At 69.0% G+C, this 22,775-nt stretch carries 21 protein-coding genes, 2 pseudogenes and 1 riboswitch; of the genes and pseudogenes, 9 read left to right on the top strand and 14 right to left on the bottom strand.

The window, feature by feature from the left end:
* Positions 1-264 precede the first annotated feature (264 nt).
* The 3 genes from QR77_RS38415 to QR77_RS38425 all read left to right on the top strand — a co-directional run bounded on the left by QR77_RS38415 (position 265) and on the right by QR77_RS38425 (position 2,106).
* A complete protein-coding gene (locus QR77_RS38415; RefSeq protein ID WP_040026566.1) occupies positions 265-600 on the top strand; it encodes a hypothetical protein in 336 nt (111 codons plus the stop codon).
* A 323-nt stretch (positions 601-923) separates the two neighbouring features.
* A complete protein-coding gene (locus QR77_RS38420; protein WP_173476405.1) occupies positions 924-1,619 on the top strand; it encodes a type 1 glutamine amidotransferase domain-containing protein in 696 nt (231 codons plus the stop codon).
* Positions 1,620-1,710: 91 nt separating this feature from the next.
* Positions 1,711-2,106 (top strand): heme-binding protein, encoded by a 396-nt coding sequence (locus QR77_RS38425; protein WP_040026569.1) that lies wholly within the window; start codon positions 1,711-1,713, stop codon positions 2,104-2,106.
* A 532-nt stretch (positions 2,107-2,638) separates the two neighbouring features.
* On the opposite strand, the gene QR77_RS38430 is transcribed toward QR77_RS38425, so the two are convergent.
* The 5 genes from QR77_RS38430 to QR77_RS38450 form a co-directional block, all read right to left on the bottom strand.
* Entirely contained in the window at positions 2,639-3,070 is a 432-nt protein-coding gene (locus QR77_RS38430) for an Rrf2 family transcriptional regulator (protein ID WP_040026571.1), read from the bottom strand.
* A gap of 132 nt (positions 3,071-3,202) precedes the next feature.
* Entirely contained in the window at positions 3,203-3,751 is a 549-nt protein-coding gene (locus QR77_RS38435; RefSeq protein ID WP_040026572.1) for a TIGR00730 family Rossman fold protein, read from the bottom strand.
* A gap of 94 nt (positions 3,752-3,845) precedes the next feature.
* A complete protein-coding gene (locus tag QR77_RS38440; protein WP_269084349.1) occupies positions 3,846-5,336 on the bottom strand; it encodes an amidase in 1,491 nt (496 codons plus the stop codon).
* Positions 5,333-5,851 carry a helix-turn-helix domain-containing protein gene (locus QR77_RS38445; protein ID WP_040026574.1) on the bottom strand — a complete coding sequence of 173 codons (519 nt, stop codon included), beginning with the start codon at positions 5,849-5,851 and terminating at the stop codon, positions 5,333-5,335. The genes QR77_RS38440 and QR77_RS38445 overlap by 4 nt, the downstream gene beginning before the upstream one ends.
* Before the next feature lie 122 nt (positions 5,852-5,973).
* Positions 5,974-6,849, bottom strand: coding sequence for an NAD(P)-dependent oxidoreductase (locus QR77_RS38450; protein WP_040026576.1), 876 nt, complete (start codon positions 6,847-6,849; stop codon positions 5,974-5,976).
* A 414-nt stretch (positions 6,850-7,263) separates the two neighbouring features.
* On the opposite strand from QR77_RS38450, the gene QR77_RS38455 reads away from it, so the two are divergent.
* Positions 7,264-7,866 (top strand): TetR/AcrR family transcriptional regulator, encoded by a 603-nt coding sequence (locus QR77_RS38455; RefSeq protein ID WP_040026577.1) that lies wholly within the window; start codon positions 7,264-7,266, stop codon positions 7,864-7,866.
* Between the two features lie 85 nt (positions 7,867-7,951).
* On the opposite strand, the gene QR77_RS38460 is transcribed toward QR77_RS38455, so the two are convergent.
* The 4 genes from QR77_RS38460 to cobF all read right to left on the bottom strand — a co-directional run bounded on the left by QR77_RS38460 (position 7,952) and on the right by cobF (position 12,278).
* Positions 7,952-8,809, bottom strand: coding sequence for a TIGR03620 family F420-dependent LLM class oxidoreductase (locus QR77_RS38460; RefSeq protein ID WP_040026579.1), 858 nt, complete (start codon positions 8,807-8,809; stop codon positions 7,952-7,954).
* Positions 8,810-8,853: 44 nt separating this feature from the next.
* Positions 8,854-9,603 (bottom strand): glucose 1-dehydrogenase, encoded by a 750-nt coding sequence (locus QR77_RS38465; RefSeq protein WP_040026580.1) that lies wholly within the window; start codon positions 9,601-9,603, stop codon positions 8,854-8,856.
* 343 nt (positions 9,604-9,946) lie between these two features.
* The gene (locus tag QR77_RS38470; RefSeq protein ID WP_040026582.1) at positions 9,947-11,326 is read right to left on the bottom strand and encodes a cytochrome P450; all 1,380 of its coding nucleotides are present in this window, start codon (positions 11,324-11,326) and stop codon (positions 9,947-9,949) included.
* A 151-nt stretch (positions 11,327-11,477) separates the two neighbouring features.
* Positions 11,478-12,278 carry a precorrin-6A synthase (deacetylating) gene (gene cobF, locus QR77_RS38475; RefSeq protein ID WP_040029397.1) on the bottom strand — a complete coding sequence of 267 codons (801 nt, stop codon included), beginning with the start codon at positions 12,276-12,278 and terminating at the stop codon, positions 11,478-11,480.
* Between the two features lie 204 nt (positions 12,279-12,482).
* Here cobF and QR77_RS44505 point away from each other — a divergent pair.
* The 3 genes and pseudogenes from QR77_RS44505 to QR77_RS44510 form a co-directional block, all read left to right on the top strand.
* Positions 12,483-12,771: pseudogene (locus QR77_RS44505) on the top strand (hypothetical protein); the annotation flags it as partial.
* Positions 12,772-12,857: 86 nt separating this feature from the next.
* Positions 12,858-13,078, top strand: a riboswitch (cobalamin riboswitch).
* Positions 13,079-13,239: 161 nt separating this feature from the next.
* Positions 13,240-15,564 carry a 5-methyltetrahydropteroyltriglutamate--homocysteine S-methyltransferase gene (gene metE / locus QR77_RS38480; protein ID WP_040026583.1) on the top strand — a complete coding sequence of 775 codons (2,325 nt, stop codon included), beginning with the start codon at positions 13,240-13,242 and terminating at the stop codon, positions 15,562-15,564.
* A 108-nt stretch (positions 15,565-15,672) separates the two neighbouring features.
* Positions 15,673-16,145: pseudogene (locus QR77_RS44510) on the top strand (dihydropteroate synthase); the annotation flags it as partial.
* 20 nt (positions 16,146-16,165) lie between these two features.
* On the opposite strand, the gene QR77_RS38490 reads toward QR77_RS44510, so the two are convergent.
* From QR77_RS38490 to QR77_RS38500, 3 genes are all read right to left on the bottom strand, one after another.
* Positions 16,166-17,698, bottom strand: a complete 1,533-nt coding sequence (locus QR77_RS38490; RefSeq protein ID WP_052489393.1) for an FAD-binding oxidoreductase — start codon at positions 17,696-17,698, stop codon at positions 16,166-16,168.
* A gap of 258 nt (positions 17,699-17,956) precedes the next feature.
* Complete coding sequence (locus tag QR77_RS38495) at positions 17,957-18,835, bottom strand: LLM class F420-dependent oxidoreductase (protein ID WP_040026584.1); 879 nt, start codon at positions 18,833-18,835, stop codon at positions 17,957-17,959.
* Positions 18,832-19,926 (bottom strand): CE1758 family FMN-dependent luciferase-like monooxygenase, encoded by a 1,095-nt coding sequence (locus QR77_RS38500; RefSeq protein ID WP_078877660.1) that lies wholly within the window; start codon positions 19,924-19,926, stop codon positions 18,832-18,834. The genes QR77_RS38495 and QR77_RS38500 overlap by 4 nt, the downstream gene beginning before the upstream one ends.
* Positions 19,927-20,090: 164 nt before the next feature.
* Here QR77_RS38500 and QR77_RS38505 point away from each other — a divergent pair, with 164 nt between their 5' ends.
* The gene (locus tag QR77_RS38505) at positions 20,091-20,543 is read left to right on the top strand and encodes a MarR family winged helix-turn-helix transcriptional regulator (RefSeq protein WP_040026585.1); all 453 of its coding nucleotides are present in this window, start codon (positions 20,091-20,093) and stop codon (positions 20,541-20,543) included.
* Positions 20,544-20,716: 173 nt separating this feature from the next.
* Entirely contained in the window at positions 20,717-21,436 is a 720-nt protein-coding gene (locus QR77_RS38510; RefSeq protein ID WP_040026587.1) for an MBL fold metallo-hydrolase, read from the top strand.
* 81 nt (positions 21,437-21,517) lie between these two features.
* On the opposite strand, the gene QR77_RS38515 is transcribed toward QR77_RS38510, so the two are convergent.
* Positions 21,518-22,249 (bottom strand): SDR family oxidoreductase, encoded by a 732-nt coding sequence (locus QR77_RS38515; protein ID WP_236710995.1) that lies wholly within the window; start codon positions 22,247-22,249, stop codon positions 21,518-21,520.
* A 40-nt stretch (positions 22,250-22,289) separates the two neighbouring features.
* Complete coding sequence (locus QR77_RS38520) at positions 22,290-22,706, bottom strand: ester cyclase (protein WP_040026589.1); 417 nt, start codon at positions 22,704-22,706, stop codon at positions 22,290-22,292.
* Positions 22,707-22,775: the final 69 nt, after the last annotated feature.

Here is a 22,775-nt window from a genome sequence, read left to right on the forward strand (position 1 = left end):
GGTCCCGAGAGCGATCCGTACGGTACGTATCGGAGTCGGGCAGGGACGTAGGGCGCGAAGGAACGAATCGAGGATCTCGTGGGTAGGAAGACGGTCATCCCCTTGGCCATGGTGCTGACGCTCGCCGGGACTGGTTGCTCGGACCAGACCTCCGACCGAGGCGGACAAGGGGGAGCGCCACGGACGGCCACCCCGTCTCCTGCAAGTTCCAGGGCGACGAAAACCGCGTCCCCCAGCGTTGACACCACTCCCGAGGTCTGCCGGATGGTGGACACGGCGGCGTTCAACCAGGTGCTCGCCATGGCCGCGGCCATCAGCGACGAGAAGGAGGGCGACTCCGTGTTACGGGCCGAGGTCGCGAAGAGCTACCAGGACTTCGCCGACGATCTGTTCCTGATCTCGGGGCAGGCCGGTGGGAGGCTGCGGCCGGTACTGACGGAGTGGGCCGCCGCCAGCGCCGCCGTAACGCGTTTCGTCGTGGAGAAGAAGCCCCGGCCCGGACTCGTCGTCGACTACGGTCCGACGCAAAAACCATGGGACGCCGCGCAGAAAGCCGCGGAGAAGGTATGCGGGCACGACCTTCCCGACCTCGATCAATAAGAGAAATACCGGCTCAGGGCAGGTGTGGCAGCCCGTCGCTGAATTCTTGACGGTGCCTCCCGCCCCCGTCCCTCCTGTCCCTGCCGCCGGCGGCCAGCCCTGAATTCACTCGTATGGGGGATATCGAGAGCATGCGGTCTGTTTGACCTGGGATCGGGCTACGGGGGGCTGGATAAAGAGCTCTTCTCATGGGCGTGCACACTCCACGTCGTGCCACGGTCCTGAATTCGGGGGTGCGAAAGCCGTCCGCAGGCGCCCGTTCAACCACGTACCTACGCTGGGGAGGGGCGAGTACGTCAGGTGGGGTGAGGAGGCGGAGTGTGATGGCGAAGGTACTTTTCATCGTGAGTGGGGCGACGTATTGGGTGCTCAAGGACGGCACCAGGTATGCGACCGGCTACTGGGCCGAAGAGTTCGCGATGCCGTACAAGAAGGTCACGGAAGCCGGCCACGAGGTGGTGGTGGCGACTCCTGGCGGTGTGACCCCGAACGTCGACATGATGAGCCTGCGCCCCTCCATGGCGGGCGGTGAGGACGGGGCTCTGGAACTGGAGTCCATCATCCGTTCCGCCGAGGTGATGCGGCGGCCCCTCAAGCTGTCGGACGTCCGCCTCGAAGGCTACGACGCGGTCTATCTGCCCGGTGGGCACGGTCCGATGTCAGATCTGGCGTGGGACGCCGACGCCGGCCGACTGCTGACGGCGCAGCTCGCCTCGGGCAATCCACTCTTCATCGTGTGCCACGCCCCCGCCGCGATGCTGGCCACCAGGATCCACGGTGAGTCGCCCTTCAAGGGATACCGGGTCACGGGTTTCACCAACGAGGAGGAAGAAGCCGTCGGACTGGCGCCTCGGGCCCCATGGCTGCTGGAGACCGACCTGAAGGAGAAGGTGGGCGTCGACTTCAGCCGCGGTCCGATGTGGGAGCCGTACATGGTGGAGGACCGCAACCTCGTCACCGGGCAGAACCCCGGCTCGGCCGCGGTTCTGGCCGACCGGCTCCTGGAAATCGTGAAGTGAATCAGCCCGGGAACGATTCAGCCCGGGAACGATTCAGCCTGAGAACGATTCATCCCGGCGCGGCACTGCGAATACCGGAAGGACCAGGGACATGACTGCCGTCACGCTGCAGGAAGCGATGAACCTCACCGAGGCAGGCATCGCCAAGGCCACCGAGATGGGTGTGGCGATGAACATCGCCGTCGTGGATGAGGGCGGTAATCTGCTTCATTTCTCGCGTATGAAGGGCGCTTGGCTGGGGTCCATCGACATCGCCATCAAGAAGGCGAGGACCGCGGTCCTGTTCCTGATGCCGACGGCCGCGATCGGAGAGCTCTCCCAGCCGGGTGGTGCGCTGTACAACATCGAGGTCACCAACGGCGGTTTGGTGACCTTCGGTGGCGGACTGCCCATCACCGGTGAGGACGGTCGTGTGATCGGCGCTGTTGGCGTCTCCGGCGGTCAGGTGCCCGAGGACGTCGCAGTCGCCGAGGCATGTCTCGCCTGAGGTCTGACCTGGCATTTTCTTGTACGGGCCGCACGCCGGCCCGGCGGCGTCGTCCATCCTGAAATGGTTCTCTCTCTCCTGGCCCTGGCGCCACCAGGGCCACGAGATCATCTCACTGCCGGACCGCTCAAACCAGGCCGCTCAAAAGAGCTCCTACCTGAGGTGCGATGCCGTATACCGCACCCACGAGGATGCCAACCATGCTGTCGATCAAACCGCCGACGATGGGCAGACCCATGACCACTCCTTCATTGCGTATCGGAAATGCCGTCTCGGGCGAGACTATCCACCGCGATATCGATCTACTCCGTATCGGAGAAATCGCTCCGTAATTCACGGCGCCGCAGCGAATGAAGGCGGCACCGTGAAGGGCTCATAGGTGCGACTCTCGTGAGTCTGTACGTATGTTGTGGAAATTTATAGGTATTCCCGTTCCTGGAACAGGCGCCCCGGTGTTGAGCATCTCGCTGCAACGCCGCCCGACCCCTCACCCTGCCAACCGGGAGCGTTCAGATGCCCGGAGGGCGGTGACCTACCGGGCGGCGAGTGTGGAGCGGAGCACTTCGGCGAGCGTTGTCTGCGCCAATTCGGCGCGCAGGGCCTTCTCTATGGAGTCGTAGACCCCTCGCAGTGCCGGCTGGATCCCCGCGCCCACCACGCAGCCCTGATTCGGCGGCGCGTGGTGCATGGAGAACAGGGGGCTCGGCTCCACCGCTTCGTACACGTCCAGCAGCGTCATGTCCTCCAGCTCCCGCTTCAGACGCCATCCCGCGCCCGCACCGCGCCGGGACTCCACAAGCCCCGCATCCCGTAGCTGGCCGAGCAGTCGTCGAATCACCACGGGGTTGGTGTTCGCGCTGTCGGCGATCTGCTCCGACGTGGCCACGTCGTGACCCTGCCTCTGGTACAGCCCGATCCATGCCAGCGCATGTGCCGCGATCGTCAATCTGCTGTTCGCGCTCATCGTTCAAGTGTGCGCTCAATCCTTCGCAGTCGCAACTGTGGTTGTTACGACAAATTGGCCCAAGATGCCGCCCTGGGACGGGCTGCTGTCTCCGCGTCCTCCGAGCCGCGAACGCGACTCGGAGGCGTGACGTCACGCCCCATTGCGCGTTCCGACGGCCTTCTCCAACTGGGCGAGCGCGTCGGCTCCGTCGTCGGTGATGAGGACCAACCCGTCCAACGGGCGCGGCAGGAATCCCTCCTCCTCCATCCGTCGAAGCTGGAGTGTCAGCCCGTCGTAGAAGCCCGCCGCGTTGAGCAACACCACTGGTTTGTCGTGCAGTCCGTGTTTCCTCAGCTCCAGGATCTCGGTCAGCTCGTCCAGAGTGCCCAGTCCTCCGGCCATCACCACCACCGCGTCCGAGCCGGCGAGCCGCAGGGCCTTGCGTTCGGCGAGGTCTTGGGCGAACGCCATCTCCTCGGCGTCCTCCCTGGCCCAGCTCCGGAGGAGTTCGACGGAGACGCCCACAAGCCGCCCCCCGGCCTCCCGGACCCCGTCGGCGACGACCTTCATCAACCCGGTGTCGGAACCGCCCCACACCAGGGTGTGGCCTCCCTTGCCGAGGAGTTCGGCGAATTCGCGGGCCGGTCGTGTGTAGCGCTCGTCGAGGTCGGCGGCGGAGAGGAAAACGCAGATTCTCATGGGTGAACCAAAGCTTTCAGCAGGGAAGGGCGCACGGTACGAAGGGCGCGTATGCGGCGACGGCGGCTCCGTGCGGCGGCGTCCTCCGGCATCGTCAGCCGCCGGACCGTGCGAGTGGGGGTGAGGTGAAACCGCCGAATGTCTGCTCCAGCAGCTCAGCGAACCGGATCGGAGTGCGGTCCTCGTACATCGGGCCGATGATCTGTACTCCGATGGGCAACCCCTCCTCGGACCGGCTGATCGGCGCCACGGTCGCGGGCAGGCCCGGCGTCGTGGCGATGCCCGCCCATACGAGCTGATCGGCGTAGCAGTGATCCTCGCCGTCTACGCTGATCCGGCGGCCCCACTGGTCGGGGGAGTGGTCGTGCGGGAAGGCCGGTGTGGGCATCGCCGGGCACAGCACGACGTCGAACTCGGCGAACAGCTCACGCCAGCGCGCGCGATGCACGGCGCGCAGGGTGTCCGCCGCAAGCCAGTCGCGGTGGCTGAGGGCGGCGCCACGCGTACGCTCGGCCGCCAGACTCAGATCCTCGGCGTCGAGCCGTACCGCTGCCTCACGCATCCGCTCGTAGGCGTCGGCGGGGGAGTTCGCCGTCATGGCCGACAGCAGCAGACGCATATAGAGACGTGCCGCCTCGACCTGATCGGGCAGCAGGGGGCTGTGGCGGGACACGCTGACGCCGGCGGCGGAGAGCCGGTCGCCGACGGCGTCGAGAGCCTCCCGGACACTCGCGGCGCTGGGCATCAGGGGGTGGGTGTCGACGACGAGTACGCGATAGCTCGCGAGGTCGTCGTGGCGGGCCGGTGGCAGGGTCAGTCCGTGGGCGATGCCGAGGGTGGTGTCGTCCGGTCCGGCCAGTACGTCGAGCATGAGCGACAGGTCCGCGGCGCTGCGTGCCAGGGGCCCCGGAACCGTGAGGTCCCGGTCGTAGGCGAGTGGCGGTGCGGGCGGGGCCGTGTGGCCGCGCGAGGGCACGAGTCCGAACGACGGCTTGTGGGCGTAGACCCCGCAGTAGTGGGCGGGCGCCCGCAGCGAACCGGCGATGTCGGAGCCGATGGACAGCGCCCCGTAGCCGGCGGCGAGCGCCGCTGCCGAGCCGCCGGACGAGCCGCCCGGGGTACGGCCGAGGTCCCACGGGTTGTTCGTCGTCCCGTACAGGTCGTTGTAGCTCTGCAGGTCGCCCAGTGCGAAGGGCACGTTGGTCTTGCCCAGGATCACGGCGCCGGCGTTCCTGAGGCGGGTGACGGCGACGGCGTCCTCCGTCGGTACGAAGTCGCGGAAGCGGGGCATGCCCCAGGTGGTGGGCAGACCGGCGACGTTGAAGGACTCCTTGACCGTCGTCGGCACACCGAGAAGAGGGGACGCCGCACCTCGCGCACGTGCGGTGTCGGCGGCGCGGGCCGCCTCCAGGGCGTGGTCGAAGTCGGGTGCGCAGACGGCGTTGATGTCGTCGTCGTACTCCTCGATCCGCTCGATCGCGGCCTCGGCCAGTTCCACCGCGGAGACTTGACCGGCGTTCATCGCGGCCATCAGCTCGCGGGCGGTCGCGTACGTGTGGTCGGCGCCGGATGCGGATGCCGTCACGATCCCTCTTCCGGGTGGGGCGGTTCAGCGGCAGTGGGGACGGAGCCGGGGCGGCGGGCGCAGGCCGGGTCGGTGTCCGCGGTGTTGACGAGGACGACGCCATGCCCGGTGATCTCCTCGCCTGTGTGCCGGTCGACGAGGACCGGGGACAGTGCCTCGCCCGTACGCGTGTCGACCACCCGCATCTCGCCCTGCTCGGGCCGGTCGTGCTTCTGTCCCCACTTGGCGAGGCTGACGAGAACGGGCAGGAAGTCCCGCCCGGCGTCGGTGAGCACGTACGCGTAACGCGTCGGACGCTCCTGGTACGGCGTGCGCTCCAGAAGCCCCTTGTCCACCAGATCGCCCAGCCTGCGTGTCAGGGAGTTCTCGGAGATGCCCAGACTGCTCTGGAACTCACCGAAGCGGCTCAGGCCCTGGAACGCGTCCCGCAGGATCAACAGGCTCCACCACTCGCCCGCGTGATCCAGCGCGTGGGCTATCGGGCACTGCATCCCGGCGAAGCTCGTGTGTCTCATGCGGCCTCCACCGCCTCCTCCACTCCGTACCCAGTCACTTCCATCATGGAAGTGTAAACGGTACGGAGTGGAGGGCGCGTGAGTCAGTCTCTTCCCGGCGACGATCGAGGGCCGGAAAGGGCCTAGAGCTCGTACTGATTCGCGAAGCCCGCGCGCCACGTCGGGTGCTCCGGGCGCCAACCCCGTGAGCGGGCCAGGCGGTTGTCTGCTCCTCGCGCCCAACTCGGGCGACCCGAGGTGGCTTCGGGGGCGGGCAACCCGCGCGCGGCGGCGAAGACCGGCAGCCATTCACGTCCTCGCGCGGGCTCGTCATCCACGATGTTGACAGGTCCCGAGGGCCAGTCGAGGGCGGCGACGGCGGCACGGGCGGCATCGGCGATGTGAACGAAGGAGCTGACGGAGTCGTCCGCCTCGACGCTTCCGAGGAAGGGCGCGTCCGGACGACCGGCGAGGGCGGCGGCCACGGGGCCGCCCGGCTCGTACCAGGTGCCCGGGCCGTACAGGATCCCGTACCGCAACGACACCGCGGTGTCCGCTTCGGCGGCCGTCTCTTCCAGCGCCCGGATGCCGTTCACCATCCCGCCGCGCGGCTCCGCGGCTCCGACCTCGAGCGGTTCTGTCTCTTCGGCGGGACTCTCCCCCGCCGCGTACACCCAGGCGATCGACTGGACGACGATCCTCGTCACCCCGGCGGACTTGGCCGCGTCGACCAAGTTGCGGGTCCCGTCCCTGCGCAGCCGGTTCGTCGCCTCTCCGTTCGCGGCGGCCAGGTCGGTGAGCTGGTGGATCACCGCGGCGGGTGCGGTCGCCGTCACCACCTCGTGCAGAACGTCCCGGTCGAACACATCCACCTGAGCGCATGAAGCCCCCTGACGCCGTACGCGTTCGGCGCCCGCACGCGTACGGGAGGTACCCGTGACCTGGTGTCCGGCATCCAACAGCAGCGGAACCAGCAGCCGGCCCACCGCGCCGGTCGCGCCCGCGAGGAATACATGCATGAAGGTGTCCCTCCTCTACTCGGTCCTTGAATATCCGCAGGCAGTAGACCAGGACACAGGGTGGTATCCGGGGATAACGGTTGAGTGAGGATGTCGTGCGTGGCGGCCGGAGCCTCGCCGGTGTTACGTCGTGTGCCGCGTCAGCCGCCGTTACTCCGCCACGCCAGGCGTACTCCGCCACGCCAGGCGACCAGTGGCCTTGGAATACGGCGCACTTCTGGAGCGAGATCCTGGGCCATTCGCACGGACGGGCCGATCGCGGCGCGCTCTGGGAGGTACCTGGAGCGGCAGGTCAGAAGCCCCGCGTTCGCCTCGATGACCCCGGACATCGCATAGCCCCGGCCGCTTCATCGGATGGTCCCTCTCGGGAGTATTATAGAAAGCACTAAAATACGGTCAAACCAGGAGGCGCTCATGGCAGGGGGAAGGCCACGCATCTTCGACAGTGAGGCGGCTCTCGGCCGCGCGCTGGAGGTGTTCTGGCGCCAGGGCTACGAAGGCACCGGGATCTCCGATCTCACAAAGGCCATGGGCATCAACAACGCGCCCAGTCTCTACAACGCCTTCGGAAACAAGGAACAGCTCTTCCGCCAGGTGCTGGACCATTACGCCGACGGCCCCGCCCGATACATCCGCGATGCCCTGGGGGAGCCGACGGCGAGAGGGGCTGTCGAAGCGCTTCTGCACGGTGCCGCCGACGCGACGACGCATCCCGACCACCCACGCGGCTGCATCACGGTCCAAGGTGCTCTGGCATGCTCGCCGGGCGCGGAGTCCGCACGCGATGAGCTGACAGCGCGCAGGGCAGCCGGAGAAGCGGGCCTGCGGGAGCGGTTGCGGCGGGCGAGCGATCGCGGCGAACTGCCGGCAGGGACCGATCCCGACGTGCTTGCCCGCTACTTCAGCACGATTTACCAGGGCCTGGCCGTGCAGGCCGCCGGCGGCGCGACCCGCGAGCAGTTGCACGAGATCGTCGACGTCGCCATGGCTGTCTGGCCGGGGCCGGTCGCAGTCTGACCCGGCCGGGATCTCGCACGACGTGACTGCCCGGCCCGGTCCCCGCAGCCGGGCAGCCACCGGCCGGGCAGGCCGCCGGCTCACGTCAGCGATTGAGTGCGGACAGCTCTCGCCATTGGGCCAGCGGGACGGCGGAGCCCGACCCCACCACGTGCAGGCAGACGTGATCGGCGCCGGCCTGGTGGTGCGCGTGCACGCGCTTGCCGATGGCGTCCACGTCCCCCCACGCCACAACAGCGTCGATGAGGCGGTCGCTGCCGCCGTGGGCCAGGTCGTCCTCGGTGAAGCCCTGCCGGAGCAGGTTCCTGGCGTAGTGGTCCATCTCCAGGAATGCGCCGAGGAAGCCCCGGGCGGCGGCACGTGCCTTTCGGGGGTCGCTTTCCAGTACGACCGCCTGGTACGGGGCGAGGAGCGGCCCCTCACCGAGTTGCTCCCTGGCCGCGGCCGAGTATTCCGGTGTGACCATGAAGGGATGCACCCCAGCGGTACGCTGCCCTGCCAGTCGGGTCATCCTGGGTCCGAGCGCGGCCATGACACGTTCGTCCATGGGGACGGGGGCCGGGGCATGGTCGAGGGTGTCCAGATAGGCGCCCATGTCGGCCAGCGGGCGGTAAAGGCGTCCTGCGGTTTCCGCGGCCGCCGGGTCGCTCACGCCGAGCCCGAGAAGGAGCCGCCGGTCGTACTCACTCTGTAGCCGTGCGTGCCCTGCTGCCATCTCTTCGGCCTGGTGGCGCCAGATGCTCAGCACTCCGATGGCCACCTTCGTTCCGCGGGTGGCGCGCAGGAGCCGCTCCGAGTCGCCGAGGATGTCACCGCCGCCCAGCCCCGGGATCCACAGGGCCCCCCAACCCAGTTCATCCAGCTCTGCGGCGGCGTCCGTGACCACCCCCGGATCTGCTGTCCGCAGCTCGATGCTCCAGAGCCCTGTCAGTCCCAACTGCATTGTGATGTCCCGTCCGTACTGATGGATGTTGTTGCGGTCAGTCGTCAGATCTGGTTGCGTCCACCGTCGATGAACATCTCGGTGCCGGTGATGAAGGTGCTCTGGTCCGAAGCGAGGAAGAGGACGGCGTCGGCGATCTCCTCGGGGCGGGCGATGCGTGCCAGCGGGATGGTGCCGGCCATGTGGCTCTTGAGCTGGTCGGCCTGCTCCTGGTCGGGGGCCAGGCCGTCGATTCCGGGGGTGTCGACGGTGCCGGGGCTGATGCTGTTGACCCTGATCGCTCGCCCCTTCAGCTCGTTGGCCCAGGTACGCGCGAAAGACCTGACCGCGGCCTTGGACGCGGCGTAGACGCCGAATGCCTCATTGCCCAGGGTGGCCGCGTTCGACGCGGTGAGGACGATGGAAGCGCCGTCGTTCAGGTGCGGCAGCGCCTTCTGGACCGTGAACAGCATTCCCCTGACGTTGGTGCCGAACGTCTGGTCGAAGTGCTGCTCGGTCACCTGCTCCAGAGTGGAGAACCCGCCGCCGCCGGCGTTGGCGAACAGTACGTCTATGCCCCTGCCCTGCTCGGCGACGACCGCGTAGAGCCGGTCCAGGTCGGCGAGGTCCGAAACATCGCCCTGTACGCCGGTGGCCTTGGCGCCGATCTTTGCCACCGCCGCGTCGAGTGTTTCCTTACGGCGACCGGTCACGAACACATGCGCGCCTTCGGCGGCGAATCGCTGCGCGGTGGCCAGGCCGATTCCGCTGGTGCCGCCGGTGACGACGGCCGTCTTGCCCTCAAGTTGTCCCATGATCTGGTGCTCCGCGTCAGAGAAGTGGATTGATGCCGACCAGATGCAACAATTATCGTTACATCAAGGCGCGGACCCCCGCCATCCGTCGGCGGTGGGAAGGTCCAGAGGTTTTTTAGTGCTAACTAAAAAACTAGTTCGCGTCGAACAGGGTGTCAAGCCGACGTCGGGCTGAGCCGGGCGGCAGCCGGGACGTCACGTCCTGCCAAAGGCCCGTCGCCACCGGGTGCGCGTAGCCGTGAACGGTCCGCAGATGGAGTTCGGGCGGCGGTCGCCGTGGCCCGGGCCCCGCCGGAATCGGGTGCGGGATCGACGAACAGGTCGGCTGTTCCGCGCGCCTGGGTCAGGCTGCCAGCGATCCGCCCTGACCGTTCGATTTCGAGGTCGGGCGGCGGTGGACACGCAGGGGCACCGGGGGCGGGGTGAGGGTCATTCGCACCGTGGGGCGGAGCGGCGCCGTCGGGGTGGGGTCGGAGAGTTGCCAGCGGTCGGCGATGGTGGCCAGGGCGAGGACCGACTCGTTCCAGGCGAAGTCGTTTCCGACGCACTTGCGTGCTCCCGCGCCGAAGGGCACGTAGTCGGTACGGGGGCGGCGGGAGGTGTCGTCGCCGAGCCAGCGGTCCGGGTCGAACCGGTCGGGAGCGGGGAAGCGGTCGTCCCGGTGGTGGAGCAGGTAGGGGCTGTAGATCAGCGGGGCGCCGGCGGGGACGCGGTGACCGGCGAGATCGGTGTCCCGGGTGGCGGTCCGTGTGAGGGCCCAGGCAGGCGGGTAGAGGCGCAGGACCTCGGTGACGAAGCGGCCGGTCAGCTTCAGCCCGGGCAGGTCGGCCCAGTCGGCCGCGCGCCCGCCGAGTGCCGTGCGGGCCTCGGCGTGCACCCTGTCCTGGAGGTCAGGGTGCCGGGCGAGCAGCAGACATGCCCACGCGGTGGCGGCGGCGGTCGTCTCGACGCTGGCTGTCAGGATGCTGACGACCTGTTCGTAGATCTCGTCGTCCGTGAGGATCTCGGTCTTGTCCTCCTCCCCGGCCGTCAGGAGGATGGACAGGACGTCCCCGTGGTCGACGCCCTGACGCCGGTAGTCGTCGATCATGCCCTGGACGATCTCCCTCAGCCTGGCGTTCGCCCGGGTGTAGCGGCGATTGCCGGGCGTGGGCACCTTCGCCAGGGACTCCGGTGTGATGATCTGCCGGAAGCCTTGGGTGAGCAGGACGCCGATGGAGCGCCGCAGATCGGTGATGGTGGACGCGTCGATCTTGACGGCGAAGAGGGCGTCGGCCGCGATGCCGATGGACACGTCGTACATCTCGGCGCTCGGGACGATGGCCTGGCCGTCCGCCCAGGAATCGGTGACCGTGTCGATGTGGGCACTCATCGCGGCGCCGTACCCGCGCAGCCGGTCGCGGCGGAAGGCCGGCTGGACCAGGCGGCGCTGCCGGCGGTGATCCCGGTGCGGGCAGGTGATCAGCCCGTTGCCCAGGAAGTCCTGAGCCTTGTCGAAGAGCGGACCGCCCTTGTCGAACGTGCGGTCGTCGAGCAGCACCTTCGATACGAGGTCGGGGTGGCAGACGACGTAGCCGCGCCAGCTACCGGCCTTGATGCGTACGAGATCCGCCTGGGCCGCCAGCGAGGTGAAGAATCGCAGGGGGTCCCGTAGGAGCTGTATCGCGTGCCCCAGTACCGGTACTCCGCCTGACGCGTCCGCGAATGTCGGAACGTGTGTCATGGCCACCCTGACTCCGGCCGACCGGTGCCGGCGACTCTCGTAAGTCTTGCCCGAGCCCCGGGGCATGCACAGGCGCATATGGAACGAGTGGGTGCGCGGGTGGGTCAAAGGGGCGCACTGGCGGGCGCGTTACTGCTGACGGAGCCTCACCTCAGTTGTCGGTGTTGTCGGTGCTGTCGGGGTGGAGTCGCAGCAGATACGTGTCCATGATCCATCCGTGTCTGGCCCGTGCTTCGGCGCGGGTGCGCCGGATGCGGTCGGAGACCTCGTCGAGGGGCCCGGAGATCAGGACCTCGTCCGGTGTACCGATGTAGGCGCCCCAGTAGATCCATACGCCACTGCCCGCCAGGTGCTGGAAGGACTCGTGGGCGTCGAGCATGACGACGATGTCGCCGTCGTCGTTCGGCAGGCTCTCGGCGAGCCGTCGCCCGGGGGTGATGCGGATGGGGCGGCCGACCCGGTTGAGGTTGACGCGGTGCCGCGCGGCCAGAGCTGAAACGCTGCTGACACCGGGGATCACCTCGTGCTCGAACGTCACCTCGCCGCGGGCCTTGATGTCCTCCAGGATGCCGAGAGTGCTGTCGTACAGCGAGGGGTCACCCCACACCAGGAACGCTCCGCACTGTCCCGGAGCCAGCTCCTCGCGGATCAACCGCTCGCAGACGTCGGCACGTCGGCGCCGCCAGTCGTGCACCGCCCCGACGTACCCCGCGTCCTCGTCCTGGGAGCGGTCGCGCCAGGGATCCTCGGCCTCGACCAGGCGGTACGGTCCGGGCACATGCTCGTCGAGGATGCTCCGCCGCACCTGGGTGAGGGCGGACTTCTCCCGCCCTTTGCCGAGCACGAAGAAGACGTCGGCCCTGCGCATGGCCTTCACGGCTGCGAACGTCAGATGGTCGGGGTCACCGGATCCGATGCCGATGACCAGAAGACGGCGGACCTCGCTGCTCATGGTGTGGCGTTCCTCCTCGTACCTGTGTTGCTTCTCCAGAGCTACCGTGCCCCGGTGCGGGCCGAGCGCGCGAACGGGCTCGGTCCGCACCGGGAGTGTCACCGCCGTCACACAGCCGGACGGGGTGGCGGCGCCCGCGGCGGCGTCGAGCACGGCCCCCAGCGTGGCCGTTGTCCAGGTCGGCGGCCCTGCGCCCGCTGGGCGCTGGGCGCCGGAACCGCGGGCATCGAGACCGTCTTCTTCGTCCTGGTCCTGGTCGGCCGCGTGTACGGCCCCGGCTTCGGGTTCACCCTCGGCGTCACCTCCCTGGCCTGCCCTTCACCGAGCAGTGGCACTGGGCAGGGACACCGGCCGCGCCGTCACCAACCTCGTCTGCGTCGTCCTGGCCGGACCCGCGGTGCTCACCACCTTCCGCAGGGCCGCCCGCCGCGCCCGCTTCCGGGCACCTGTCCGGTTCCGACCGCCGAGCGCCACGGAAGCCGACAAGGTCTGAATTCTCCGCACGCGTCGTCGGGCGGGGGCCGAGGCCGATGCCGGTCCGGAACGCGGGTGGGCGTGCGCGTGGGCCGCTTCTCCCTCTAGGGTGGCCCTGCGACTGGTTCGCCCTGTCAGCCAGGCAGGGTGTCGTAAGAGGGAACCCGGTGGGAATCCGGGACTGCCCCGCAGCGGTGAGTGGGAACGACCGCCGTCATACGCACTGGACCCGGCCGGGTCTGGGAAGCGACGGCCATTAGGTGTCTCGTAACCGATACGAGATGAGCCCGCGAGTCCGAAGACCTGCCCGTTGACCGCGCGCGACCGATCGCGCGCGGATATCCCGGTGACCTCGTGGGCGGGTCGGCGCACATATCGAGCGGCATACGCGACGGCACAGCGTCGTGGGCCGTCCGGTCGGTTCGTCCCTTCGCGTCCGCGGTCCCGTCTCCGGGATTCCAGGACACATCTCGCGAAGGAGAGTTCCGTGACAGCGAAGCCCGCAGCCGCGGCAGCACGAGCCACCGTGTACGGCTACCCCCGCCAGGGTCAGAACCGTGAGCTGAAGAAGGCCGTCGAGGGCTATTGGAAGGGCCGCGTCAGCGCCGACGCCCTCCGGGAGACCGCGGCGGACCTCCGCCGTTCGAACTGGCGGCAGTTGGCCGACTCCGGCATCCACGAAGTGCCGTCCGGTGATTTCTCGTACTACGACCATGTGCTGGACACCAGCGTCATGGTCGGCGCTGTCCCCGAGCGGCACCGCGCTGCGGTCGAGGCCGACGCGCTGGACGGTTATTTCGCGATGGCGCGAGGCACCCAGGACATCGCCCCGCTGGAGATGACCAAGTGGTTCGACACGAACTACCACTACCTCGTGCCCGAACTCGGCCCTGACACCGTCTTCACCGCGGACTCCACCAAGCAGGTCGCCGAGCTGGCGGAAGCGCTCGCTGTCGGACACAGCGCCCGCCCGGTCCTCGTCGGACCTGTCACCTACCTGCTGCTGGCCAAGGCGGCACCGGGCGTGGCCGCGGACTTCGAGCCGCTGACCCTGCTGGACCGGCTGCTGCCGGTGTACGCGGAGGTGCTCGCCGACCTGCGGGCCGCCGGCGCCGAGTGGGTCCAGCTCGACGAGCCCGCGCTGGTGGCGGACCGTACCCCCGCCGAACTGAACGCGGCCACTCGCGCCTACCGCGACCTGGGCGGCGCCACCGACCGGCCGAAGCTGCTGGTCGCCTCGTACTTCGGGCGGCTCGGTGACGCGCTGAGCGTGCTGGCGAAGGCGCCGGTCGAGGGGCTGGCCCTGGACTTCACCGAGTCGGGGGGCGCGAACCTCGATGATCTCGCAGCGGCGGGCGGGCTGCCCGGCAAGCGCCTGGTCGCCGGCGTCGTCAACGGCCGCAACATCTGGATCAACGACTACGAGAAGTCCCTCGCCACCCTCGGCACACTCCTCGGCCTCGCCGACCACGTGGACGTCTCCGCGTCCTGCTCGCTCCTGCACGTACCGCTGGACGCCACCGCCGAGAGCGGCATCGATCCGCGGATCGCCCGCTGGCTGGCTTTCGCCCGGCAGAAGACGCAGGAGACGGCCGTCCTGGCGCGCGGTCTCGGGCAGGGTACGGACGCCATCGCGGCCGAACTCGCCGCGAACCGCGCCGACCTGGCCTCCCGGGCCGGCTCGGCGATCACCCGCGATCCCGCCGTGCGGGCCCGGACGGCCGCGATCACCGACGCGGACGGCCGGCGCTCACAGCCGTACGCGGAGCGGACCGTCGCGCAGCGCGCGCACCTCGGTCTTCCGCTGCTGCCGACGACCACGATCGGTTCGTTCCCGCAGACCGACGAACTGCGCACCGCGCGGGCGGACTTGCGGACCGGGCGGATCGACACCGCCGGGTACGAGGAGCGGATCAAGGACGAGATCCGGGAGGTCCTCTCCTTCCAGGAGAAGGCCGGGATCGATGTCCTGGTGCACGGCGAGCCCGAACGCAACGACATGGTGCAGTACTTCGCCGAGCAGCTCACCGGCTACCTCGCCACCCAGCACGGCTGGGTGCAGTCGTACGGCACCCGTTACGTCCGGCCGCCGGTGCTGGCCGGGGACATCTCGCGGCCCGAGCCGATGACGGTGCGCTGGACCACGTACGCGCAGTCGCTGACCGAGCGTCCCGTCAAGGGCATGCTGACCGGTCCGGTCACCATGCTCGCCTGGTCCTTCGTCCGCGACGACCAGCCGCTCGGCGACACCGCGCGGCAGGTCGCGCTCGCCCTGCGCGACGAGGTCAACGACCTTGAGGCGGCAGGCACTTCGGTCATCCAGGTCGACGAACCGGCCCTGCGCGAAACACTGCCCCTGCGCGCCGCTGACCACGCCGCCTACCTGGCCTGGGCGACCGAGTCGTTCCGCCTCACCACGAGCGGCGTACGTCCGGGCACGCAGATTCACACGCACATGTGCTACGCGGAGTTCGGGGACATCGTCCAGGCCATCGACGACCTCGACGCCGATGTCATCAGCCTGGAGGCCGCCCGCTCCCACATGCAGGTGGCGGGCGAGCTGGCCGCGCACGGCTACCCGCGCGAGGCAGGGCCGGGTGTCTACGACATCCACTCCCCGCGGGTGCCGAGCGCCGAGGAAGCGGCGGCGCTGCTGCGTAAGGGACTGAAGGCCATCCCGGCGGAGCGGCTCTGGGTGAATCCCGACTGCGGCCTGAAGACCCGCGGCTGGCCCGAGACCCGGGCCTCGCTGGAGAACCTCGTCACCGCCGCCCGCGAGATCCGTACCGAGCTGGCGGCGCGGGACTCCTGATCGCCCCGCGGCCGGGCCGGGCGCCTCTGGTGTCCGGCCCGGCCCGCGAGTCACACCGGAGCGAAAATCGCCGGGGGTCCCTCAACACGATCGGAGCACACCGCACATCCCGGCGCGTCCCGGGTCGACGAGGCGGAGGAGCTGCGGCGCGTGATTCCGGTGGTACGGGGCCTGGCGGCCGAAGGCGTCGTCGTCTCCGTGGACACCATGCGCGCCACCGTCGCCGAACAGGCGATCGCGGCGGGCGCGGTCCTCGTCAACGACGTCAGCGGAGGGCTCGCCGACCCCGCCATGGTCCCCGTCGTGGCGGCCGCCGCCATCCCCTTCGTGGTCATGCACTGGCGCGGGTTCAGCCACGACATGAACAGCCCTGCGGTGTACGAAGACGTGGTGAGGGAAGTGTCGTCGGAACTCTGAGCGACGGCGACGGGGCGCCGCCCCCGGCCCGTGAACGGGACGCCGCCACGGCTGCCCTCTCGGCCATCGCCGCCCATCAAGGGGCATGGGCCGTCAGGGCCCATGAGGTGCGCGCGACCGCGGACGCGGTCAGGGTCGCGCGCGCGGTCGGGCCGACCGAGTGAACACCCTTACGTGACCGGGGTCAGCGGATGCCCTGGGCGAAGCGGAAGAAACGGTCCGGGTCGTAACTCCGCTTCACCTCCGCCAGCCGCCGGTAGTTCTCGTCGTAATACGACTTCTGCCAGTCCACCAGCGCCGGATCGATGAAGTTCTGATAGCTCTCGTGGAGTGAGTAGGCGCCCAGGGTGTCGAATGCCGCATCGATCCAGGTCACCGCTGTGGTCCTGTCCTCCTCCGTGTACGCGGGGTCGAGCAGACCCAGCGAGAAGCCGGCGAAGAACTGAGTGGTGCGATGGACGTACGCCGTCGCCGAGCGGTCCACTTCATTGGCCACCCCGCCGAGAGCGAAGAAACTCAGAAAACGGAACTGACCGCTGCGCCGATTGGCCACAAAGGCCGCGAGCATCCGGTCGAGACCGTCGTCGGGAATGGCCTCGGAGTACATGCGGTTGCGGTCCGCGGAGAAATTCTGCCGGGGCAGCTTGGCCTCAGGTGTGTAGCCGACGCGGTGACACTCCTTGACCGTGAGGTCCGCGCACCCGTACCACTCCATCATGCCGTCGCCGTACGGCTTCTCCTCCACACTCCGGCTGATCGGCGCGAGACCGACGTCGGCGACGAACGCGTCGAGTTGCTTGTCCAGCTCCTCCTTGCTGCCGAACCAGCCGCCGTGGGCGAGGACATCGGGCACGCCCGTTCCGGCGTCGCCGTACTGGATTCCCAGCGCGGCGCCGTTGTCGCGGGAACCGTCGACGATCCAGTGCTGCCACGCCCTGATGACCTCGCGGGCGCTGTCCCAGGGGAATCCGACGTTGTAGTTCACGATCGAGGGGATCCGGGTGGGTGTCACCTCGTAACTCGTCACCACCCCGAAGTTGCCCCCGCCCCCGCCGCGCAACGCCCAGAAGAGGTCGGGGTGTTCGGTCTCCGAGGCGCGTACCGTACGGCCGTCGGCGAGTACGACGGACGCCGACACGAGCCGGTCCGACGCCATGCCGAACTTGCGGGTCCCCAAGCCGATCCCGCCTCCTTGCAGAAACCCGCCCGCGCATACGTTCGGACACAGCCCGCCCACCAGCGACAGGCCCAGCGGCGACAGCGCTTCGAGCGCGTCGACCTGCTGCACCCCCGGCCCCAGCACCACGGTGGATGGGCGCACCCGGACCTGATTGAGGCGGGACACATCGAGTACGACCCCCGGCGACGTCGAGTAGCCGCCGAAGCTGTGGCCCCCGCTCCGGGGGACCGTGTGCAGCGCGTGATCGCGTGCGAACGCGAGGACGGTCTGCACATCACGTTCGGATTCGCAGTATGCGACGGCCCGGGGCCGGACAACGTCGAACTGGCCCATGGAGAGCTGGTGCGCCTGGTCGTAGCCGGTGTCGGAGGGCAGGACGAGATCACCGGTCAGGTGCTTCCGTAACGCGGCCCAATTGGCCGCTCCTGACTCGCCTCCGGCCGAGGCCCCAGCGGTGCCGGCGACCGCACCCACGCCCGCTGTGGCGGCCAACGTCGCGGCGGTCAGGCGGATGAAGTCCCGCCGATTTGCTGCCATGGTTCTCTCTCTTCATCGTTGTTTCGGGCGGTGCCCGGTTCTCAAGCACCGCCGTCCGAACGAACGACGTACGGCGCGACGCATCGGCGGCTCAGGTACCGGCGCCGGAAGGTATGTGGGCATGGGCGGCGCTCGCTGTCGTCATTCTGCACGTGGACATCCGCACCCCCACGACCAACGCGCCGGACGCCGGTTCGGTGGCGCGGCCGGTTCCGCCACCACGTCGGGTGTTGGGCGAATCGTCTTTTCCGGGGGCCGTCAGAAGGCCAGGGCTTCCGGCACCACGTACTCCCCGAGCGCGTGGAGGGCGGCCAGTTGGTCCGTGCCGCGTACGGGGCCGATGACGTGCTGGACGCCGATCCGCCCCAGCCGTTCCAGTTCGGTGAGCAGCCCTTTGGCGTACGCGCCGCGCGGTCCGGGGTCCAGAGGCAGCAGCACGGTCTTCTCGATCTCGTCGTAGTCCCGGCCGAGGTCGTCGCAGTGGCGCCGTAGGACGTCGAGCTTGTGTGGCAGTTCCGGGCTGTGGAACAGGTTGCAGGCGTCGGCGTAACGGGCCACCAGCCGCAGCGTCTTCTGCTCGCCGGAGCCGCCGATGAGGATCGGCGGGTGTGGTCTGCGTACCGCCGCAGGTGAGTTGAGGGTGCGTTCCAGTCGGTAGTGCTTCCCCTCGAAGGGGCTGTCGTCGCCGCTCCACATCTGTAGGCAGATGCGTACGGTCTCCTCCAGGCGCTCGAAGCGCTCGGCGAGGGGAGGGAGCGGCAGGCCGAGTCCACGGGCTTCCGCGAGGTTGAAGTCCGCCCCGGTGCCGATACCCAGCGCCGCGCGGCCACCGGAGAGGACGTCGAGAGTGGTGACCATCTTGGCGAGGAGGCCGGGTTCCCGGTATGCGGCGGACGTCACCAGGGTGAGCAGTTCCACCCGCTGGGTGGAGGCTGCCAGAAAGCCCAGCGTCGTGTAGGCCTCCAGCATCTCGCGCTCGGCCGCGCCGACGGCGCCGATCTGGAACAGGTGGTCCATGACGGCGACCCGGGTGAAGCCCAGGTGCTCCGCGTCCCTCGCCATCTGCCCCACATGACGGGGGATCGCCCGCGGTCCCTGGGGGAGGGTGAAGTCCGCCAGGGCGACACCGAGCTTCATCCCGCGCTCCCGACCTGGGAGGAGCCGGCCGGCTGGCCGGTCGCTCCGCCGAAGCCGTGGGCGAACGCGTCCGGGGGCGTGCTGCCGACCTCCTCGCGGATCGCCGGCAGGATCTCGGCGCCCGCGAGTTCGATCATCTCGTGGATGGTGGCCTCGGGGATGCCGGCGACATCCAACCCGAACAACTGCCTCTGGTACGGCCCGAACTGTTCGCGGAAGGACAGGACCCGCTCCACGGCCTGTGCGGGGCTCCCGACGATGGCACCGGTCCGCTGACTTGCCTCTTCCAGGGGACCCGCGCTGGAGGTCACCGGGTGCCCGTAGTAGTAGGGCGCGTACTCCCGGAAGGCATCCTGCGAGTTGCGTCGCACGTACAGCGAAGAGCCCGCTCCGACGACGGCGGATTCGGCTGAGCCGTGCCCGTGCGCCGCCCAGCGCTCGCGGTAGAACCGTACGTACCTGGCGAAGTGCGCGGTGGGCATGAAGAGGTTGTTGACGAAGAAACCGTCGCCGTGGCGTGCCGCCGACTCCGCGACCTCGGGGCTGCGGATCGAGCCGTGCCACACGAACGGGGGGTGTCCGGCCAGCGGGCGGGGGATCGCGGTGAATCCCTCCAGCGGGGCCCGGAATCGACCGCTCCAGTTCACGGATTCCTCGTCCCACAGGCGGCGCAGGAGGCCGTAGTTCTCCAGGGCGAGCGGTATGCCCTCGCGGATGTCCTGGCCGAACCACGGATAGACCGGGGCGGTGTTGCCACGGCCCAGCATGATGTCCACCCGGCCGTCCGCCAGATGCTGGAGCGTCGCGAAGTCCTCCGCGATCTTCACCGGATCGTTCGTCGTGATCAGGGTCGTCGAGGTCGACAGGGTGATGGTTGACGTCCTGGCGGCGATGAAGGCGAGCAGGGTCGAACCGGCACTCACGACGAAGGGCGGGTTGTGGTGCTCGCCGATGGCGAAGACGTCAAAGCCCGCCTCCTCGGCGTGCACGGCGATGCGCGCGATCATGTGCAACCGCTCGTGCTCGCTCGGTGCGACGCCGGTCGCGGGGTCGGGCGTACGGTCCCCGACGCCGAAGATCCCCAATTGCATTGCTTCTCCCGACGGACGAGTCCGGTGCTGTCTCGGCGAGTATGCGCAGCGAAGTATGTGCTTTGTCAAGCAAGTACATTACGCTCAGTTCCGAGGTCAGGGGCCCCGAGTCAGACAGGAGCGAGCGCGGAAAGTACTTGCTTGCGCACGTTAAACTGCCGCACATGACCCCTGCCCAGCCCCTGAACACGCAGGAGGAACGCCTCTGGCGTGCCCTGATGCGTGTGCTCATCGTCCTGCCGCGATCGCTCGACAGGGATCTGGTGCACGCGACAGGGCTCTCGCTGAGTGAGTACAGCGTGCTGCTGAACCTGTCCGAGGCCGAGAACGGCGAACTCCGGATGGTGGACCTCGCCGCCGCCGCTTCCCTGTCCGCGAGCCGGATCACCCGCGTCGTGGAGACGCTCCAGTCCCGCGGGCACGTGGTCAAACGCCGACACGACAAGGACGGTCGCGGAAACGTGACGGCTGTGACTCCGGCAGGGCTCGCGCGCCTGCGCGATGCCTACCCCGCACACCTCGAGAGCGTGCGCCGCCGGGTGGTCGACCGCCTGGACAAGGAGTCACTGGCGTCTCTGGTGCGCCAGCTTGAAGATGTCGCCGGAGACCTCGATTGATCCGGTGGGCCGGCGGCGACGAACAGGCGTCATGAACCCAGGTCCTGCGGCACGCGGCCCGGTTCACGCTGCTCTGGTCACGCTCCTCGGTTCACGCTGCCGGGGTCACGCCGCGCGATTCGCCGTCGGCAGAAACATCCGGCCGCTCGCCAGGCCCTCGCTAGCGTCCCACCATGGAGCTCACCCAAGTCACCTCCGCTGTCTGGCAACTGGCCTTCCCGGTCGGTCACGTCCATCTCGTGCGCCTGCCGGACGGTTACGCACTGATCGACACCGCCATGCCAGGGTCTGCCCCCGCGATCCTCGATGCCCTGGCGCGGCTCGGCGGCCGCTCGCAGGACCTGCGGCAGATCGTGCTGACGCACTCCCACATCGACCACATGGGCTCTGCCGCGGATCTCGCCGAAGCGACCGGCGCTCGTGTCCTGGCCGGAGCGCTGGACGCCCCGTTCATCCGCGGCACGACACCTGAACCCCCACCGGTATACACCGCTCAGGAACGCGCGCTCCATGAGCAGATCACGGCGGGCTTCTCCGAAGGGAACTTCCCGTCTCCGCGACCTGTGCCGGTGGATGTGGAACTGCACGACGGAGACACCATTGACGGCTGGGGCGAGCCCGTCCACGTGCTGCACGTGCCCGGCCACACCCCGGGAAGCATCGCGCTGCACCTCCCCTCCAGCGGTGTGCTGTTCCCGGGCGACACCGTCGCCACCGCGGAGGGCCGGGCGATCCTCGGCCCGTTCAACGCGGACAGGGAGCAGGCAATCACCTCCTTCCGACGGCTGGCGTCGCTGGACGTGGAAGCGCTGTGCGTCCCGCACGGCGAGCCGGTGCTGAAAGGCGCGCGCGAGGTGCTGAGGGCGGCGGCCCCGGAGCATGACTGGGTATGACTTGAGCCGCCGGCCAGTCGGCCGCGCGGGCGCCGGTCGGGCGGGTGCCGGTCGCCACCGGGGACATCTCGTCGAGCTTGGTCAGGCCCCCGTACGCGTCACGCCGCCGTCGACGTGCAGGATCTGGCCGGTGATGAAGTCGGCGTCGTCCGAGACGAGGAAGGCGAGGGCGTTGCCGAGGTCCGCCGGGACCGACCGGCGCTTGATGGTCTGCAGGGCCGTCATCCGGGCGAACACCTCGTCGGCGCTCGGGCCGTGCGTCCGGACGCGGCCGAGGAAACCCTCCGTCGCCACCAGTCCGGGCGCGATCGCGTTGACCGTGATCCCGCTCTCGCCCAGCTCGTTGGCGAGCGCCCTGGTCAGCGCGTGCACGGTGCCCTTGCTGGTCATGTACGCGAGGTCGCGGTTCTGTGTCACGGTGATGCCCGAGCCGGTGTTGACGATGCGCCCCCACCCTGCGGCCCGCATCTTCGGTGCGAACGCCCGGGCGAAGAGCAGGATCGCCTCGACATTGACCGCCTGCACCTTGCGCCACAGGTCGATCGTCACGTGGTCGAGGTCGGTGAACGGGAAGACGCCGGCGTTGTTGACGAGGATGTCGCAGCGCCCGTACCGGTCGAGGACCGTGCCGACCACGGCGTCGACCTGCGACGGCTCGCTGATGTCGCACACCAGCCCCAGCGGCTCGCCGGGGCCCTTCAGCTCCTTCACGCCGTCGGCCGGGTCGTCGATGTCGACGGCGACCACGTTCGCGCCGTCCGCTGCGAGCCGCCGGCAGTACGCGTAACCGATGCCCCGCGCCGCCCCGGTCACCACCGCCGTCCTTCCCTCAAGCTTTCCGCCGGGTTGTCCGTCAAGCGCCACGGGTGAACTCCAGTCCGAGCTGGTGCGCGATCCCGAAGTAGTCCTCCAGGTGCCACGTCCGCACGATCCGGCCGTCAACCACCTGGTGGAAGTCCGACGCCCGGAACTCGACCTCACGGCCGGTGCCCTCGACGCCGAGCAGCTCCCCGACGTGCACGCCCCGGCCGACCGAACGCACGGCCACCAGGTCGCCTGACTCGACGACGTGCTCGATCGTGACGGTCAGGCCGGAGAAGATGCCGCGAAGGTGATCGATGCTCTTCTTCCAGCCGTCCGGTCCTGGCCCGGTCCGCATGGCCGGGACGGCCTCCCAGTCGGCGGTGAGGGCTTTGTCGGTCAACGCTGTGTCACCGGTGGCGAGGGCCTCGTAGAAGCGCCGGACCGCGATCTCGTTGTCAGTTGGCATGGATCTCACGGTAGGGACGCACACCCTCGGTGATCAAAGACCTGTTCCGGAACACGTCATACGATTCAG

The organism is Streptomyces sp. 150FB, assembly GCF_000818195.1.
GTDB lineage: Bacteria > Actinomycetota > Actinomycetes > Streptomycetales > Streptomycetaceae > Streptomyces.

Excerpts from the sequence above, each read along its gene's own strand:
- QR77_RS38415 (WP_040026566.1), top strand. The coding sequence starts at position 265 with ATGGTGGACACGGCGGCGTTCAACCAGGTGCTCGCCATGGCCGCGGCC.
- QR77_RS38420 (WP_173476405.1), top strand. The coding sequence starts at position 924 with ATGGCGAAGGTACTTTTCATCGTGAGTGGGGCGACGTATTGGGTGCTC.
- QR77_RS38425 (WP_040026569.1), top strand. The coding sequence starts at position 1,711 with ATGACTGCCGTCACGCTGCAGGAAGCGATGAACCTCACCGAGGCAGGC.
- QR77_RS38430 (WP_040026571.1), bottom strand. The coding sequence starts at position 3,070 with ATGAGCGCGAACAGCAGATTGACGATCGCGGCACATGCGCTGGCATGG.
- QR77_RS38435 (WP_040026572.1), bottom strand. The coding sequence starts at position 3,751 with ATGAGAATCTGCGTTTTCCTCTCCGCCGCCGACCTCGACGAGCGCTAC.
- QR77_RS38445 (WP_040026574.1), bottom strand. The coding sequence starts at position 5,851 with ATGAGACACACGAGCTTCGCCGGGATGCAGTGCCCGATAGCCCACGCG.
- QR77_RS38450 (WP_040026576.1), bottom strand. The coding sequence starts at position 6,849 with ATGCATGTATTCCTCGCGGGCGCGACCGGCGCGGTGGGCCGGCTGCTG.
- QR77_RS38455 (WP_040026577.1), top strand. The coding sequence starts at position 7,264 with ATGGCAGGGGGAAGGCCACGCATCTTCGACAGTGAGGCGGCTCTCGGC.
- QR77_RS38460 (WP_040026579.1), bottom strand. The coding sequence starts at position 8,809 with ATGCAGTTGGGACTGACAGGGCTCTGGAGCATCGAGCTGCGGACAGCA.
- QR77_RS38465 (WP_040026580.1), bottom strand. The coding sequence starts at position 9,603 with ATGGGACAACTTGAGGGCAAGACGGCCGTCGTCACCGGCGGCACCAGC.
- QR77_RS38470 (WP_040026582.1), bottom strand. The coding sequence starts at position 11,326 with ATGACACACGTTCCGACATTCGCGGACGCGTCAGGCGGAGTACCGGTA.
- cobF (WP_040029397.1), bottom strand. The coding sequence starts at position 12,278 with ATGAGCAGCGAGGTCCGCCGTCTTCTGGTCATCGGCATCGGATCCGGT.
- QR77_RS38490 (WP_052489393.1), bottom strand. The coding sequence starts at position 17,698 with ATGGCAGCAAATCGGCGGGACTTCATCCGCCTGACCGCCGCGACGTTG.
- QR77_RS38495 (WP_040026584.1), bottom strand. The coding sequence starts at position 18,835 with ATGAAGCTCGGTGTCGCCCTGGCGGACTTCACCCTCCCCCAGGGACCG.
- QR77_RS38500 (WP_078877660.1), bottom strand. The coding sequence starts at position 19,926 with ATGCAATTGGGGATCTTCGGCGTCGGGGACCGTACGCCCGACCCCGCG.
- QR77_RS38505 (WP_040026585.1), top strand. The coding sequence starts at position 20,091 with ATGACCCCTGCCCAGCCCCTGAACACGCAGGAGGAACGCCTCTGGCGT.
- QR77_RS38510 (WP_040026587.1), top strand. The coding sequence starts at position 20,717 with ATGGAGCTCACCCAAGTCACCTCCGCTGTCTGGCAACTGGCCTTCCCG.
- QR77_RS38520 (WP_040026589.1), bottom strand. The coding sequence starts at position 22,706 with ATGCCAACTGACAACGAGATCGCGGTCCGGCGCTTCTACGAGGCCCTC.